This is a genomic window from Schaalia sp. JY-X169, from assembly GCF_014069575.1.
Classification (GTDB): Bacteria; Actinomycetota; Actinomycetes; order Actinomycetales; family Actinomycetaceae; genus Scrofimicrobium.
In genome coordinates, this window is the sequence record NZ_CP059675.1 from 1,052,525 (window position 1) to 1,067,951 (window position 15,427).

Annotated in this window: 15 protein-coding genes; 10 read left to right on the forward strand and 5 right to left on the reverse strand. The window is 59.5% G+C overall.

Translation table 11 applies throughout. From position 1 onward, the window contains the following. The first annotated feature begins 20 nt into the window (after positions 1-20). The 4 genes from H2O65_RS04565 to H2O65_RS04580 all read left to right on the forward strand — a co-directional run bounded on the left by H2O65_RS04565 (position 21) and on the right by H2O65_RS04580 (position 4,898). Complete coding sequence (locus H2O65_RS04565; protein WP_182142469.1) at positions 21-1,403, forward strand: SufS family cysteine desulfurase; 1,383 nt, start codon at positions 21-23, stop codon at positions 1,401-1,403. Beyond that, positions 1,390-1,917 (forward strand): Fe-S cluster assembly sulfur transfer protein SufU, encoded by a 528-nt coding sequence (sufU, locus tag H2O65_RS04570; RefSeq protein WP_182142470.1) that lies wholly within the window; start codon positions 1,390-1,392, stop codon positions 1,915-1,917. The genes H2O65_RS04565 and sufU overlap by 14 nt, the downstream gene beginning before the upstream one ends. Positions 1,918-1,930: 13 nt before the next feature. Further along, entirely contained in the window at positions 1,931-2,377 is a 447-nt protein-coding gene (locus tag H2O65_RS04575) for a metal-sulfur cluster assembly factor (protein ID WP_259349582.1), read from the forward strand. A 433-nt stretch (positions 2,378-2,810) separates the two neighbouring features. Further along, a complete protein-coding gene (locus H2O65_RS04580) occupies positions 2,811-4,898 on the forward strand; it encodes a cell wall-binding repeat-containing protein (protein ID WP_182142471.1) in 2,088 nt (695 codons plus the stop codon). 35 nt (positions 4,899-4,933) lie between these two features. Here the strand turns inward: H2O65_RS04580 and tgt are convergent, their stop codons facing one another. Both tgt and H2O65_RS04590 read right to left on the reverse strand, forming a co-directional pair. Then, complete coding sequence (gene tgt / locus H2O65_RS04585) at positions 4,934-6,370, reverse strand: tRNA guanosine(34) transglycosylase Tgt (RefSeq protein WP_259349583.1); 1,437 nt, start codon at positions 6,368-6,370, stop codon at positions 4,934-4,936. Continuing rightward, a complete protein-coding gene (locus H2O65_RS04590) occupies positions 6,363-7,010 on the reverse strand; it encodes a queuosine precursor transporter (protein WP_182142473.1) in 648 nt (215 codons plus the stop codon). The genes tgt and H2O65_RS04590 overlap by 8 nt, the downstream gene beginning before the upstream one ends. A 117-nt stretch (positions 7,011-7,127) precedes the next feature. Between H2O65_RS04590 and H2O65_RS04595 the strand changes: the two genes are divergently transcribed. Continuing rightward, the gene (locus tag H2O65_RS04595) at positions 7,128-8,738 is read left to right on the forward strand and encodes an ABC-F family ATP-binding cassette domain-containing protein (protein ID WP_182142474.1); all 1,611 of its coding nucleotides are present in this window, start codon (positions 7,128-7,130) and stop codon (positions 8,736-8,738) included. On the opposite strand, the gene H2O65_RS04600 is transcribed toward H2O65_RS04595, so the two are convergent. Further along, positions 8,735-9,010, reverse strand: coding sequence for a hypothetical protein (locus H2O65_RS04600; RefSeq protein ID WP_182142475.1), 276 nt, complete (start codon positions 9,008-9,010; stop codon positions 8,735-8,737). The two genes, H2O65_RS04595 and H2O65_RS04600, sit on opposite strands and share 4 nt — an antisense overlap. Before the next feature lie 44 nt (positions 9,011-9,054). On the opposite strand from H2O65_RS04600, the gene H2O65_RS04605 reads away from it, so the two are divergent. After that, positions 9,055-9,564: a histidine phosphatase family protein gene (locus tag H2O65_RS04605; RefSeq protein ID WP_182142476.1), complete on the forward strand. Its 510-nt coding sequence runs from the start codon at positions 9,055-9,057 to the stop codon at positions 9,562-9,564. On the opposite strand, the gene serB is transcribed toward H2O65_RS04605, so the two are convergent. Together serB and glgC are read right to left on the reverse strand one after the other, a co-directional pair. After that, positions 9,561-10,424, reverse strand: coding sequence for a phosphoserine phosphatase SerB (serB, locus tag H2O65_RS04610; RefSeq protein ID WP_310649245.1), 864 nt, complete (start codon positions 10,422-10,424; stop codon positions 9,561-9,563). The two genes, H2O65_RS04605 and serB, sit on opposite strands and share 4 nt — an antisense overlap. A gap of 26 nt (positions 10,425-10,450) precedes the next feature. Continuing rightward, a complete protein-coding gene (gene glgC / locus H2O65_RS04615) occupies positions 10,451-11,689 on the reverse strand; it encodes a glucose-1-phosphate adenylyltransferase (protein WP_182142477.1) in 1,239 nt (412 codons plus the stop codon). Between the two features lie 196 nt (positions 11,690-11,885). Between glgC and glgA the strand changes: the two genes are divergently transcribed. From glgA to H2O65_RS04635, 4 genes are all read left to right on the forward strand, one after another. Next, positions 11,886-13,109, forward strand: coding sequence for a glycogen synthase (glgA, locus tag H2O65_RS04620; protein ID WP_182142478.1), 1,224 nt, complete (start codon positions 11,886-11,888; stop codon positions 13,107-13,109). Then, positions 13,110-13,907, forward strand: coding sequence for an ABC transporter ATP-binding protein (locus H2O65_RS04625; RefSeq protein ID WP_259349584.1), 798 nt, complete (start codon positions 13,110-13,112; stop codon positions 13,905-13,907). A gap of 60 nt (positions 13,908-13,967) precedes the next feature. After that, complete coding sequence (locus tag H2O65_RS04630; protein WP_182142479.1) at positions 13,968-14,438, forward strand: NfeD family protein; 471 nt, start codon at positions 13,968-13,970, stop codon at positions 14,436-14,438. Positions 14,439-14,504: 66 nt separating this feature from the next. Continuing rightward, complete coding sequence (locus H2O65_RS04635) at positions 14,505-15,395, forward strand: SPFH domain-containing protein (protein ID WP_182142480.1); 891 nt, start codon at positions 14,505-14,507, stop codon at positions 15,393-15,395. Positions 15,396-15,427: the final 32 nt, after the last annotated feature.

The window sequence follows — 15,427 nt, forward strand, 5'->3', positions numbered from 1 at the left end:
GCAGGAAAGGAGAGGGAATCGTGGACGAGGTTACAGATTTCTCCGCGGCGGAACTGAGTGCCATCCGTCGCGACTTTCCTGTGCTCGAAAAGGTTGGTCGTGGTGGTCGACCCATTGTTTACTTGGACTCTGGGGCAACCAGCCAGAAGCCCTCGTGCGTGATTGATGCCGAGGCCGAGTTCTACCGCGATTCCAACGGTGCGGTGCACCGCAACACCCACCTGCTGGGTGACCAGGCAACCGTGCAGTTTGAAGATGCTCGGGAGACGCTTGCCGACTTTGTTGGGGCTCGCGCCGAAGAGATCGTTTGGACGAAGAACGCCACCGAGGCGCTCAACCTGGTGGCTAGCGCCTTCGCTAATGCCAGTGCGGGGATAATGCCTGATGGATCGGCGTCCGCCCTCGGGTCTGCGCACTTGGACAACCCCGTAAGCACGCAGGGTGCAGCGAACCCGGGCCACACACTGGACCCCGCGTCACGTTTCCGGCTTCGCCCCGGTGATCGCATTGTTGTGACGCGCGCTGAGCACCACTCCAACCTGGTGCCGTGGCAACAGTTGGCCGCCAAGACGGGGGCGAGCCTAGCGTGGCTTGACCTGACTCCCGATGGACGCATCGACCTCGACACCCTAGACGTGATTGACGATGCCACCAAGGTTGTCGCATTCACGCACGCGTCCAATGTCACCGGCGCCATTTCACCCGTCGAGCAGATAGTGGAGGCCGCGAACCGGGTCGGCGCGATCACGGTCTTGGACACCTGCCAGTCGAGTGCTCACACGCCAGTCGACGTTGCTGCGCTGGACGTTGATTTTGCCGTGTTCTCTTCCCACAAGATGCTTGGCCCAACAGGGATTGGGGCACTGTGGGGCAGGGCGGAACTATTGGAGGCCATGCCTCCCGTCCTCACCGGCGGATCTGTGGTGGCCGACGTCGACATGGAGACCACCAAGTACCTGCCGCCACCCGCCAAGTTTGAGGCGGGTTCTCAGCCGGTTGCTCAGGCTGTGGCCTGGGCGGTCGCCCTTGACTACTTGAGAGAGTTGGGAATGGACCGCGTTGCCCTCCACGAAGAAGCAATGACAAAGCTGTTGCTTGAGCGGATGGCGGGGATCGATGGCGTGCGGGTCCTCGGGCCGACAGACATGGCCCACCGCCTTGGCGTTGTGGCTTTTGAGGTCGAGGGCGTCCACCCTCACGATGTTGGCCAAGTCCTGGATTTTGAGGATGTTGCGATCAGGGTTGGCCACCACTGCGCCATCCCGTTGCACCGCTTCTTTGGTGTGAAGGCGTCCTCGCGCGTTACCGTGGCGCTGACAACCACGGCAGAAGAAATCGAACAGTTTATCGAAGGACTGCACAAGGTCCAGAAGTATTTTGGGGGCGCCAGTGAGCGGGCTTGATGCTCTTTACCAACAGGTCATCCTAGATCACGCGAAGCTCCGCACCGGTGCGGGGCCAATTGACGGCTTCGACCTCACCTCATTTCAGGCGAACCCAACCTGTGGTGATGAGGTGACGTTGGGTGTGGAAGTTGACGACGCCGGGCACATTCACGCGCTTGCTTGGGATGGCAGTGGCTGCTCTATCTCACAGGCATCGCTGTCGATTATGAGTGAGATGGTCGACGGACAGGACCTTGACCTGGTGCGACGTAAGTTCGCCGCGATGGAAGAAATGATGCACTCGCGTGGCAAAGGTGTGGATGAGGAAGTCCTTGATGAACTTGAGGACGCTGCCGCACTCGAGGGAACCTCAATGTTTGCCAACCGGGTGAAGTGCTCACTTCTTGGCTGGTACGCGCTGCGCGATGCTTTGGCGCAAGCAGGAATCGATCTGACAGCAAGTGGTGGCGAGGCCGGATCTGAAGAAGCAGAATCCACGGCCGCGCACGAGCAGACTCAAACAACGAACTGAGACGGAGGCGAAAATGTCCGACTACAACGCCGCCAACAACCCCATGGCAGCACGTCCGATCCCGCAAGAGGAACAACCTGTTCAGCAGTTCAAACCCTTTGAACCGCAGCCGAGCCCGGACCAAGCAGGCGTGACGGTTATTGAGAATGGCACGTATCCTGCGGAAGATGTTGTTGAATCGCTCAAGGATGTCATTGACCCGGAACTGGGGATCAATATCGTTGACTTGGGCCTGCTTTATGGCGTGAAGATCAACGAGGACAACTCCGTAGACATCGACATGACGCTGACATCAGCGGCATGTCCTCTTACTGACGTTATTGAACGTCAGGCGCAAATGGTTTTGGGATCGTTCACGGATGAGGTCCGCATCAACTGGGTGTGGCTGCCGCCGTGGGGCCCCGAGTGCATTACGCCCGATGGTCGCGACCAGCTGAGGGCAATCGGCTTCAACATTTAGAACCAACGTCGCCGATGTCGACACCAAACCAAGCCAATGTCGCCGATGTCGACACCAAACCAAGCCAATGTCGCCGATGTCGACACCAAACCAAGCCAATGTCGCCGATGTCGACACAGGTCGCCGTTGTTTGGGCGAATTGTCGGCGACCTACGCTGACTTTGGCGACCTTGGGCATCGGGGGCCGCAACATTGGCGTAGCCCAACGCCTGCTCAAACGCCCCCGCCTGCTGCGTTCGGGTGCGGGTTTTGTCTAACGGAGCGTGTTTGACAAAGATAACGACGTAATATGTCCTAAAATCGGACCAAACGCGCTCCGTTAGGCGGAACGCGCTCCGGTAGCAGGTGTAGGACCATGTTTTGATACCCTAACCTTATGACGAGATCTACCTCACATTCATGGCGTGGTGTTTCTGCGGGGTTGCTAGCACTAGTGCTCGTGTTCAGTTCGGGCTTCCTTACGGCTGCGTCTGGAGCGGACCTGGAAGGTAGCGGGGTCGAGGCGCCCGCTACGGGAGACCCCGTCGAGGTCGAAGAAGAGACCCCCGGTTCCGGGGATCCCGGTGAGGGCGACGTGGAGGTGCCCGATACCAGTGGTCCGGGTACGGAAGTGCCGGGCGACGGCGACGGCGAGGGCGACGGCGAGGGCGACGGCGAGGGCGACGGCCCTCCAGATGGTGGCGGTGCGGAAGTGCCAGAACCTGCTCCGGAGCCATCAGAGCCAGTGGAGGCTTCAGAAACCTCGGGGAAGAGCGCGCTTCCGCCGGCGCCGGGTTTGCACCGCATCTTCGGCCAGAACCGCTACGCAACTGCGGTTGCGCTCTCGGCCTCCACCTATCCAGATGGCGCGGACACAGTGGTAATTGCATCTGGTGCTTCCTTTCCGGACGGATTGGCTGCGGCACCTTTGGCTGCGAAGCTCCAAGCACCGCTGCTCCTCACCCCCGCGTCGCGCCTTGACCCAGGAGCCGCAGCAGAGATTCGCCGTCTTCAGCCGGCTCAGGTGATTGTGGTTGGTGGAACAGGAGCTGTCAGCGCCACAGTCGTGAACGAACTGCAGGTCCTGGCAAAGAGTGTGACTCGGTTGGGTGGAGCCAACCGCTACGAAACTGCCCAGAAGATCGCTCAGTTTGGCTGGCCCGAAGGGTCCTCAGACATCGTAGTTGCTACTGGAGCGCAGTACGCGGATGCGCTGTCAGCCAGCCCCGTCGCCAGCATCCTTGACGCACCACTTGTGCTGGTGCCAACCGCTACTGGAACGGGACTGGTCCCGGCGCAAACCGTGCTGCGGGGGAGTGGGGCAACCACGATTCACATTGCCGGCGGAACCGGAGCCGTATCGAATGCAGTGGTGAGCGCGCTGGTGAGATCTACTGCAGTCAACACCGTGCGCTACGGGGGTGCCGATAGATATGAAACTTCTGCACTCCTCATCAAAGCGCACTTCACGACAGGGACCCCGGCAATCTACTGGGCCAGTGGTCAGAACTTCCCGGATGCAATAGCCGGAGCAGCTGCTGCGGGTGCGACAAAGTCTGCCCTAGCACTGTCCAAACAACAGTGTGTTCCACCAGCGGTTTCCCAGCAGTCGAAGAGGTTGGGTGCCTCTAGCAGTGTCACACTCGGCGGGCCCGCGGTGCTTTCAGACAGCGTCCTGCAGGGACTGGAGTGCTTCGCCAGCACTCCGGCTCCAACAATCTCGGGGACAGCCAAGGTGGGGTCAACTCTGACTGCGTCAACTAAGGCTTGGTCTCCGCAACCGTCCTCGTACACCTACCAGTGGTATCGGGGTGGATCCGCGATACCTTCTGCGACTGCCACAACCTACAGACTGGTGAAGGCTGACGGTGGAAAGGCCGTCTCCGTACGGGTAACAGGAAGACTGTCGGGACTGGCCCCCACAACGGTTGCTAGCAAAGCGGTGACCGTTTTCGATCCGGCGTCAGTGACTGACCCCAACTCAACTCTTGTCTTGGTGAACAAGAAGAACCCCTTGAAGCCGCTGCGGTTTGCGCCCTCGGACCTCTATCACCCGAATGTGCCCAATAGCAACAACCATCCGATGAAGTACGTGGCTGGTAAGGCTTTGGAGAACATGGTGGCTGGAGCTCGTGGTGCGGGCTATTCCCTGTACTTGATGAGTGGGTACAGGAGCTACACGACGCAGCAGTACCTGTTTGACAGCTATGTGAGAAGCAGCGGGCGGGCTGCAGCCGAAACGTTCTCAGCTCGCCCCGGCTACTCGGAACATCAGACTGGCCTTGCCGCAGACATCTACGCGCACGGCTACTGTCAGGGTTCCTGTTTTGGCGGAACTGCGCCCGGACAGTGGCTGCGAAACAACGCGCACAAGTACGGATACATTCTGCGTTACGACCAGGGCAAACAGCACATCGTTGGATACATCTACGAGCCCTGGCACTTCCGCTACGTCGGCGTCGAGGTCGCGACGAACATGCGGAACCGGGGGATAACCACCCTTGAGCAGTACCTGGGTTACCCGGCGGCCCCGACCTACTGAGTCACGAGCTGCCTTCGGGTGCGGGTGGGCGGGTGCTAGACGCCGCGGCCGTAGAACGTCCCCAGCATCTCCTCGCGAAAGTCCCCTAGGCGACCGTCGACGAGGGCGGTGCGGATCGCGTCAACCAGACGCACGGTGAACCACTCGTTATGAATGGTCGCGAGGGTTGCCGCTAGGATCTCCTTGGCCTTGAAGAGGTGACGCACATACGCCCTCGTGAAATTCTGGCAGGTATAGCACCCACATCCCTCAACGAGTGGGGCAAAGTCACGGGCGTAGCGAGCATTCGTCAGGTTGAAGCGACCCTGCGGCGTGTAGATTGCGGCGTTGCGGGCTACTCGGGATGGGTTCACACAGTCAAATGTGTCGATCCCGGCGTCAACGGCCTCGAACAAATCGAAGGGTTCCGAAATGCCCAGCAGGTGGCGTCCCTTGTTGTCGGGGAGTTCCGAGGTCGCCCAGGAAACGATCTCGCCCAACTGGTCCTTTCGTAGTGCCCCACCGATGCCGAAGCCGTCAAAGCTCTGACCGTCCTCTTCCATTTCCCCAAGGGTCCCGGCGGCGCGGATCCGCAAGTCCTGATAGTCGGCACCCTGGATGACGCCCCACAACTGCTGGTAGGGACGGTGAGTCCGAGCCTCAGTTAGAGCCTTGTGTTCGACTAGGCAGCGGCGAGCCCACGCTTCCGTGCGGTCCAGCGACTCCAACTGGTAGGAACGCGGATGAGACAGGGATGTGAGCTCGTCAAACGCGAACATGATGTCGGCGCCCAGTTGATGCTGGATACGCAGGGAAACCTCCGGGTTGAAGCGGTGTTTGCTGCCGTCAATGTGGGAAGAGAAGACAACCCCATCATCGTCAACTACGGCTTTGGACTGCTTCACGGCCTCGCGTTGACGTCGCACAAACTCGGCGGGAACCTGCCCTTGTCCACCGTTGCCGGCGAGGGCGGAAGCCCCCTCGGAGCTCATCGAACCGCCGGCGAACTCCGCGGTGAGGACTTTCTTGAAGCCCGCCCCCATAGACAGAACTTGGAACCCTCCGGAGTCCGTGAACGTTGGTCCGGGCCAATGCATGAAGGCGCCGAACCCTCCGGCCTCGTCCACAATGTCCGAGCCGGGCTGCAGGTATAGGTGATACGCGTTGGCGAGGACGGCTTGAGCGCCGGTGCCAGCAATCATTTCGGGGACAAGCCCCTTCACGTCCGCTTTGGTGCCAACCGGGATGAATGCCGGGGTGCGGATGTCGCCGTGCGCCGTGTGGATTACGCCTGCTCGGCCAAGCCCGCGCCCCTCCTGCGAATCCGCTTCAATGTCGAATCCGCGGTCCGGTCGGGACGACGCGTCAGGTGTCGGGCCCTGCGGAGATGCGCCGGTGCCGCCGGCAGTGTGTCGCCCCGGAAATGGGGCGAGAGGGCCCGGCCAGCCTCGGGACGGAACCTGGTCAACGGGTTTGGAAATCCACTCAGGCAACTTGGGCCCTTTCATCGAGGCGACGCACTCTTGCGATCACAAAGTAGGAAACTGGGATCAGGATCACCTCAAAGGCCATCTTGTAAACGAATCCCACCAGGACATAGTTCCAGAAGTTGGCGCCGGTTAGCACGCCGAGGAAGGCAACTGTGCAAAATACTATTGTGTCCGCGGCTTCCCCCACGATGCTCGAGCCGAGCAAGCGGACCCAGAGGCGCTTCGGACCGTAGCGTTCCTTGATTTTGACGAGGACGTAGGCGTTGAGTAGTTGCCCAACTAAGAACGCCAGTAGGGAAGCGGCGACGATTCGGGGGACGAAGCCGAGGACGGCCTCGAACGCCTCCTGGTTGGCGTACTCTTCGGCGGGCGGCATGGCCTGGACAATCAGGAAGACACCGGCGGCCAGGACCGAGGCCGCGAACCCCATGAGGATGACCATACGCGCTTTCGCAAACCCGTAGACCTCGGCGAGGACGTCACCCAGAACATACGTGAAGGGGAACAGCAGCGCGCCGCCATCAAAGATGAAATGGGCTGGCCCAACGGTGATCCCGAACAGTTTGGTCGCCGCGATATTAGAGATCAAGAGCATCGCAACAAAGGTGACTGCGATGATCGTGAACGCATCTGCGGTGGTCATCTTGGAGTGAGAGTCTTCTTGCACGTGTCCCATTGTGCCTGGTTCCACCATGGAACCAACAAGGGCTGTGAGGGAAGACGCGTCTGAACGGCCACATGTCTTCGGTAGAATCACGTGGTGATAAGCGTCCAAGATTTTTCTCTCCGTATTGGTGCTAGAGAACTGATTAATCAGGTCTCTTTTTCTGTGGGCGCTGGTGCACGGGTTGGCCTGGTGGGTCGAAATGGCGCAGGAAAAACCACCATGATGCGCCTTCTTGCGGGTGAACCGGACAACGGGTCGGCTGAGTCGACAGGGAAAATCAGTCGCACAGGTGAGATCGGCTACTTGCCCCAGGACACAACTGAGGGTGACCTGGAGCAAACCGCCCAGGAACGTATTCTCTCCGTCCGAGGCATTGACGCACTTCTGAACCGTATCCGCAAGGCTGAACGTGAAATGTCCACAGCCACCGGCGCCAAACAGGTCAAGGCAATGGAACGCTACGTGCGCCTTGACGAGGAGTTCACCCAAAAGGGCGGTTGGGCAGCCAACGCTCAAGCGGCCCAAATCGCTTCTGCCCTCAAGCTGGATGAACGCATCCTTGCCCAGCCCCTCCACACTCTTTCCGGCGGACAGCGCCGCCGCGTTGAACTGTCACGGGTGCTCTTTTCTGAAGCAGACACGTTGCTTCTAGATGAGCCAACCAACCACTTGGATCACGACTCCATCATCTGGCTGCGGGACTGGCTGAAAACATACTCGGGTGCACTAATTGTCATCAGTCACGACGTCGGTTTGGTTAGAGACGTCGTCAATCAGGTGTTTTACCTGGATGCCAACCGCGCGGAGATTGAGATCTACCGGATGGGCTGGGATGCCTACCTGAAGACGAGGGCGGACGATGAGCGCCGCCGTCGTAAAGAACGCCAGAATGCACTGCGTAAAGCAGAGGTCCTGGAAGCTCAGGGCACCAAGATGCGGGCAAAAGCAACCAAGGCGGTGGCCGCCCAGCAGATGTTGCGCAGAGCTGCCGAACTTCGCGAGGCAGCCGGGCAGGAACGGGCAGCTGAGAAGGTTGCGAGGCTTCGCTTCCCAGACCCTGCCCCCTGTGGCAAGGTGCCTTTGACGGCGGAACACCTCTCGAAGTCGTACGGCTCCCTAGAGGTTTTCACCGACGTTGACCTGGCGATTGACCGCGGGGCGAAGGTCGTTATCCTCGGTGAGAACGGCGCGGGTAAAACCACACTTCTGCGCATTCTTGCCGGCCTTGAAACCCCTGATTTGGGCGAGGTCGTGCCCGGGTACGGGTTGAAGCTTGGGTATTACGCTCAGGAGCATGAAACCCTGGATCCGCAGCGGACCGTGGAAGAAAACATGCGTTCTGCGGCCCCCGAGCTGGATGACACGCAGTTGCGGTCCGTCCTGGGGCAGTTCCTCTTCGCCGCCGACGACATCCAGAAACCGGTAGGGGTTCTCTCCGGTGGGGAGAAGACACGGCTTGCGCTTGCCACCCTGGTTGTTTCAGCCGCCAACGTACTCCTGCTTGATGAGCCGACCAACAACCTGGATCCCGCATCACGCGAAGAGGTGCTTGCTGCGCTGGATTCGTTCGAGGGCGCAGTTGTCCTCGTCAGCCACGACCCTGGAGCGGTGTCGGCGCTGCACCCGGACCGTGTCCTGCTTCTGCCGGATGGCGACGAAGACCTGTGGGATGACAGCTACCTGGAACTGGTGGAGGTGCGCTAGAGCGTTTCGTCCTCGTCCAGTCCTATTCCGGTGGACTTCGACTCTAGTGGCTGCTGGGAAGCCAGGAACTCCGCGAGCGGCCTTGTGCTCTGCGGAAAGTCACGGTAGCCCAGATACTTCTCTAGGGTGACGCGGTGTTCATCGCAGGTCAACCAGTTTTTGGGGCGCCCGAACGGTAGCGTGGGGTTAGACCAGGTGATCGCAAAGGTTGCCGCATTTTCGCATCCCCGATTAGAGCACACCAGGTCTTTTGGTCCACGGCCCAGAGCCATCGCGCACTTCCTTCCCAACGGATGCCAACCACTACAATAGCGTCATGTCCACACACAGAGTCGTTATAGTTCGCCACGCAAAAGCCGTTTCCTATTCTCCAGGAACAGACGCCAAACGCCCACTCGCAGATTCGGGGCGTGCCCAGGCCCAGGAACTGGGACGCAAGTTATCCGCAGTGATCAAGGCGGCAGACACGGTGTTCGTTTCCCCTGCCCTCAGGGCGCAGGAAACCTGGCAGAACATGGCCAAGGGCGCCGGGCTCACGGAAGAAACGATGCCGGAAGTTATCACGGATGAAGTCATTTATAGTGGCTCATCAATGCAGATGATGGAAGCGGTGCGCATGGGGTCGAACGGGATCACTTCCATCCTGGTTGGCCACGAGCCAACCGTGTCATCACTTGCGGTGCTACTTACCAAGGATGGGCAGGCATCCGAGGTCGAGGTGGGAATGCCGACTGGTTCTGCCGCGATTGTGGAGTGGGAGCGCGATTGGAAAGAGTGGCATTCCCACTGTGCGATCCTGGCGGACTTCGTCCACGTCCGCCACTAGGGAAGACTGTGGCCCAGAAGCCCGACCACTGCATCGAGTCTTCGCAGGTCAAGCCTGCTTGAAGTCGCTTCACGCACAGCAGGTTTCGCGCAAAACGCCACGCCCATTCCCGCACTACGAAGCATGGCAATATCGTTAGAGCCATCCCCGGCCGCGACCACGAGTCCTGGCTGCCCGCCACTCCAAGTGTTGAGTGCGTCAACTTTGGCCCGCGCATCTACCACTGGGCCAACAGTGCGTCCGGTCAGCACGCCGCCGTCAACCTCAAGGCGGTTGGCCAGGAGGAAATCGATGCCGAGGGCATCAGCCAGAGGGCCCAACACCTCCGCGAAGCCACCCGAGACTACACCGAATTTTGCGCCCACCTCATGTGCCCAGATAATCAGGTCACCGGCCCCGGGCATAAGGGAGAGACTTGCCCCGACGTCCTCGATCGCTGTTGCAGGCAATCCGGCCAGCAGATTGACACGTCGGCGCAAAGACTGGGAAAAGTCGATTTCGCCGCGCATCGCAGCTGCGGTAATTGCTTCGACCTCATCGCGTACCCCGGCAAGTTCCGCCAACTCATCGATGACCTCACCCTCAAGGAGGGTCGAGTCCGCATCGGTCATGACCAGGGTTGGGAAGGTATCTGCCAGTTCGGGCCCAACACACGACTTCCCGACGGGTTCCAGCCGTTCAGCGGGGACGTGGATTTGTTCGAGGGCAGATGCCTCAACAGACCACCAGCCTCGCCCCGTGGCGGCGACCTTAGAAAGTGCAAGGGGAACTTCGCCCTCGTACAAAAGCCAGGACTGGGGGCAAGGAAAAGCGGCCGCCCCGCTATGTGCTGCGGGAACGACCGCTTCTTGTGGACTCATGGTCCTAGGTTACAAAGTTCAACTGATTATGCGGTGACGATGGCATCCTTCGGGACGACTGTGATGCCGGACTCAGTAACGGTGAACCCGCGGCTCAGGTCCAGTTCCCGGTCGAATCCGATCGACGCATTCTCTTCGACCACAACATTCTTGTCCACAATGGCGCGGTTGATGCGTGCCCTGCGGTTGATGATGGTGTTGTGCATGATCACCGAGTCGGAGACCTGCGCCCACGAGTGGACAGCCACCTTGGGGGAGAGCACCGAACGGGAGACTTCGGCGCCCGAGACGATTACGGCCTCGGAAACCAGCGAGTCGACAGCGTGACCCATGCGTGAACCCTGGTCGCCGTGAACAAACTTTGCCGGTGGCAACGCGTCGGCTTGGCCGGTTAGCAATGGCCAGTCGTAGTTGTAGAGGTTGAAGATTGGGACGACACTGATGAGGTCCATATTTGCGTCGTAGTAGGCGTCCAGTGTGCCGACGTCACGCCAGTAGCTGCGGTCGCGCTCTGTTGACCCGGGCACCACGTTGTCCTTGAAGTCGTAGACAGCGCATTCGCCACGGTCGACGAAGTAGGGGACGATGTCCCCGCCCATGTCGTGCTTTGAGTCGGGGTTTGCGGCATCTTTCCGCAGTGCCTCAATCAACGCCGAAGTGTTGAAGACATAGTTGCCCATGGATGCGAGGACGACACTGGGGTCGTCCTCTAGGCCCTCAGCGTTCTTCGGCTTCTCCAGGAACTCATCGACCATGCCATCTTTCTCTTTGATGACACCAAACTGATCGGCAAGTTCGATGGGCTGGCGGATCCCCGCAATCGTGGCGGGTGCGCCGGAAGCAATGTGGTACTCCACCATCTGGCTGAAGTCCATACGGTAGATGTTGTCGGCGCCGGTGATAACGACGTAGTCGGGGCGCTCATCGTAAACAATGTTCAAGGACTGGTAAATCGCGTCCGCTGAGCCGAGGTACCAGTGGGGCCCGCGTCTTTGCTGGGCCGGCATTGGTGCCACAAAGTTACCCAGCAGGCCCGACAGGCGCCACGAGCGCGCGATGTGAGTGTCTAGGGAGTGGGATTTGTACTGCGTGAGGACCACTATCTTCAGATAGCCGGAGTTGACCATATTTGAAAGAGAGAAGTCAATGAGGCGGTAGCTACCGCCAAAGGGGACCGCTGGTTTCGCGCGGTCCTCAGTAAGGGGCATCAGCCGTTTGCCTTCGCCGCCTGCCAACACAATTGCCAGAGTTCGCTTCATCGCCATGTGTCATAGCCTACCGTCTGTTTCAGACCTGGGAGCTATTTTTGCAGTGTCGCAAGACTTCTTGACCCCATTTCCTTCGCAACTCGGCATTTCTTCTTTCGCGGCTCGGTATTTCACGGTTTCGAGGGCGGCGCTAGGTATGCTGGTAGCTGGGCCCAAGGGTGTGGCCCGTCCCGCCGGATTAAGGATTTCAGCAATGCGCGTAGACTTGTTAACCCGTGAGTATCCCCCCTTTGTTTACGGCGGTGCAGGTGTGCACGTCGAAGAGTTGGCAGGTGTTCTTCGCAACCTTGTCGACCTACGTGTGGAGGCCTTCGATGGACCGCGCACCCCGGGTGAGGTCGGGTCGGAAGCGGGGGTAATCGGGTATGCCAACCTTCCTGAACTCTCGGAAGCCAATGCCGCTATCCAGACTCTCGGGGTGAACCTTGAAATGCTCGAGGGCGTGGAGGGCTCGGACCTGGTCCACGCTCACACGTGGTATGCCTGCATGGCCGGATATCTTTCCAAACTCCTCTACGACATCCCCTTGGTGATTTCGGCCCACTCCTTGGAGCCACTGCGGCCGTGGAAAATTGAACAGTTGGGTGGCGGGTATCGCGTTTCCTCCTTTGTTGAGAGGGTCGCGTATGAGAATGCTGATGCTATCGTCGCGGTTTCTAACGGCATGAAGGCTGACATTCTCAAGTCGTACCCGGAGGTTGAGGAGAGCCGTGTCCATGTCATCCACAACGGAATCGATTTGAACAAGTGGCACAGGCCCGTGGGCGAGGAAGCACTTGAACGGGCAGCCGCGATTCGGGAGAAGCACGGGATGGACCCGGACCGTCCCACTGTGGTTTTCGTTGGGCGGATAACAAGGCAGAAGGGACTGCCCGGCTTCCTTCGTGCATGCGAACTACTGCCCGATGGCGTGCAGATCGTCCTTCTTGCAGGGGCCCCGGACACCCCGGAAATTGCCGCGGAGGTCGACGGCCTCGTCAAGAAGCTGCAGGAGAAGCGCACGGGCGTCATCAACATTTCCGAAATGCTGCCCAATGAGGAAGTAAAAGCGATCCTCTCCGGGTCTGATGTCTTCGCTACGCCCTCGATCTATGAACCCTTAGGGATCGTCAATCTTGAGGCCATGGCGATGGAGCTCCCCGTGGTGGGGACCGCGACGGGTGGGATCCCCGATGTGATCGTGGACGGTGAAACGGGGTACCTTGTACCTATCGAACAGATGCAGGATGGGACGGGAACTCCGCTTAATCCGCAGAAGTTTGAGGCGGATTTTGCTGAGAAACTGACGGAACTCCTCGAGAATCCCGCCCTCGCCAAGAAGATGGGGCAGGCGGGACTGGAGCGGGCCAGAGAGAAGTTCTCCTGGCAGGCCATCGGCGAACAAACTGTAGAACTGTACAAGACGCTAGTGAAATAGGTGGTTTCACCAAATATGCAGCCCCTCATCGATCTTCGGGAAGTCTCTTTCAAGCGGGGTCGAACCGAAATCCTCAATAACGTAAGTTTCAAGGTGGAACCCGGTGAGAACTGGGTGCTGCTGGGGCCAAACGGCGCGGGTAAGACAACGTTGGCTCGCCTAGTCGCGGCTCGTGATTATCCAACCACTGGCTCCGCGAGCGTCCTCGGCGTTGATACTTCGGGTGAAGACGCAACGTACATTGCGTCTCGCGTTGGGGTCGCTTCACAAGAGACCCGCGACCGAGTCTCAGGGGCTGATACCGCCGCCGACATTGTTTTGGCCGCGGGTTGGGGCCAGACGGTCCAGTTTGGGGAAGAGTACGAGGACGCTGATCGGCAACGTGCGAACGATCTGTTGGCTGCGCTTGGGGTCGGCAATCTTGCTGACCGTCGATTTAGCACGCTGTCCGAGGGCGAGAGGCAGAGGGTGTCGATTGCTCGAGCTCTGATGCCGGACCCAGAGATTGTCATTCTTGACGAACCAACCGCGGGCCTTGATCTGGGAGCGCGTGAGACATTGGTCTTGGCCCTGTCTGAGATCATGGCGGGGCGCAACGCCCCGTCGGTCTTGCTCATCACCCATGAGATTGAAGAGATTGCGCCGGGCTTCACCCACGCCGCCCTCATCGTTGGTGGGGAAGTCATGAAAGCCGGTCCGATCAGTGAGGTCTTGACGTCGCAGGGGCTTTCTGAGGCGTTTGGTTTGCCCCTTGAGGTGACGCACGAGGACGAACGGTGGTGGGCCCGCGCCCGCTAGGCGTCTTTTCGGGTGCGGTAGGCTAAGGAGAGTACGTTCAACGCACGGTGAGGGGTAGGCATGGGCTGGTTAATCTGGATTGGTGCAGCACTTCTCCTTGGGATCGTTGAGTTGGCAACGGTTGACTTGTTCTTCCTCACCTTGGCTTTGGCGGCTCTCGCAGCTGGTGGTGCGGGGGCAGTAGGTGGTTCATTCTGGATACAGCTTGGCGTTTTCGTCGGCGTTTCTATTCTGCTCCTTGCTTTTGTGAGGCCGTGGGCGCGTAATCTGCTCCAGAAGTCAACCCCAAACATCGCAACAAACGCCCAGGGCTTGGTTGGCAAGCGTGCGGTTGTGACGGCTCCGCTTATGGGAAGTGAGGGGCGAGTTCGCCTCGAGGGTGGCATCTGGTCAGCTCGAAGCTTTGACGGGAGGGTGTTCCCGGTTGGTAGCCAGGTGACCGTAGTTGGCATCGAGGGTGCTACGGCGGTTGTTGGGCCCTCTGACGAACCTGTCCCAACCCCTCCGGACCGCGAGCCGCCCAACGATTAATTGGCGGCGGGGTCCGTCCCTGCCGTGTCTAAGTTGCAGCGTTCACATTGAGCGCGGAAGGAAAAAATGGACTCATCACTTTGGGTAACCATCGTTCTACTACTACTCATTCTCCTGGTCGTCATTGTTGTTGTCCGGGCGATCCAGGTCGTTCCTCAGTCGAGGGCGCTTGTGGTTGAACGCCTCGGGAAGTTCCACTCTGTCATGTATGCGGGACTGCACCTGCTGATCCCATTCGTGGACCGGGTTGCCGCACGCGTTGATCTGCGCGAACAGGTGACAACTTTTCAACCGCAGCCGGTCATCACTGCGGACAACGTCGTGGTGTCGATCGACTCGGTGATCTACTACCAGGTCAATGACCCGATGGCCGCCACCTATGAAATCGCTGATTACATTACTGCGATCGAGCAGTTGACGATCACTACCCTGCGTAACGTCATTGGTTCAATGGATCTGGAACAGACTTTGACCAGCCGTGATGAGATCAACGCGCGGTTACGTGGCGTCCTTGATGAGGCGACGGGCAAGTGGGGGATTCGCATCAACCGTGTTGAACTGAAGTCCATTGATCCGCCTCCAACCATTCAGCAAGCCATGGAGCAGCAGTTGCGCGCCGATCGCGACAAGCGAGCCACCATCTTGCAGGCCGAGGGCGTGCGCCAGTCGCAGATTCTGCGCGCAGAAGGTGAGAAGCAGTCGGCTATCCTTCAGGCCCAAGGCGCTGCCGAAGCGGCCGTGACCCGGGCAGACGGTGAAGCGAAAGCTATTGACACAGTGTTTACGGCAATCCATGAGGGCAGGCCCACCCCGGATCTGTTGTCATATGAGTACCTGAGGGTACTGCCCAACATTGCCAACGGTACGGCCTCGAAGATTTGGGTTCTCCCAACGGAGCTCACCGCGGCGCTGAATGCGGTGACTGAGGGGTTCAGCGGTAAGACAAAGTCGGAGTAGCACTTACTTCCGAGTGATGTGGGGGTTGTGTT

Bases quoted from the DNA above. Each gene is read 5' to 3' on its own strand.
- H2O65_RS04600 (WP_182142475.1), bottom strand. From the start codon at position 9,010: ATGGCTCTGGGCCGTGGACCAAAAGACCTGGTGTGCTCTAATCGGGGA.
- serB (WP_310649245.1), bottom strand. From the start codon at position 10,424: ATGAGTCCACAAGAAGCGGTCGTTCCCGCAGCACATAGCGGGGCGGCC.
- glgC (WP_182142477.1), bottom strand. From the start codon at position 11,689: ATGGCGATGAAGCGAACTCTGGCAATTGTGTTGGCAGGCGGCGAAGGC.
- H2O65_RS04590 (WP_182142473.1), bottom strand. From the start codon at position 7,010: ATGACCACCGCAGATGCGTTCACGATCATCGCAGTCACCTTTGTTGCG.
- H2O65_RS04635 (WP_182142480.1), top strand. From the start codon at position 14,505: ATGGACTCATCACTTTGGGTAACCATCGTTCTACTACTACTCATTCTC.
- H2O65_RS04575 (WP_259349582.1), top strand. From the start codon at position 1,931: ATGTCCGACTACAACGCCGCCAACAACCCCATGGCAGCACGTCCGATC.
- H2O65_RS04605 (WP_182142476.1), top strand. From the start codon at position 9,055: ATGTCCACACACAGAGTCGTTATAGTTCGCCACGCAAAAGCCGTTTCC.
- glgA (WP_182142478.1), top strand. From the start codon at position 11,886: ATGCGCGTAGACTTGTTAACCCGTGAGTATCCCCCCTTTGTTTACGGC.
- H2O65_RS04630 (WP_182142479.1), top strand. From the start codon at position 13,968: ATGGGCTGGTTAATCTGGATTGGTGCAGCACTTCTCCTTGGGATCGTT.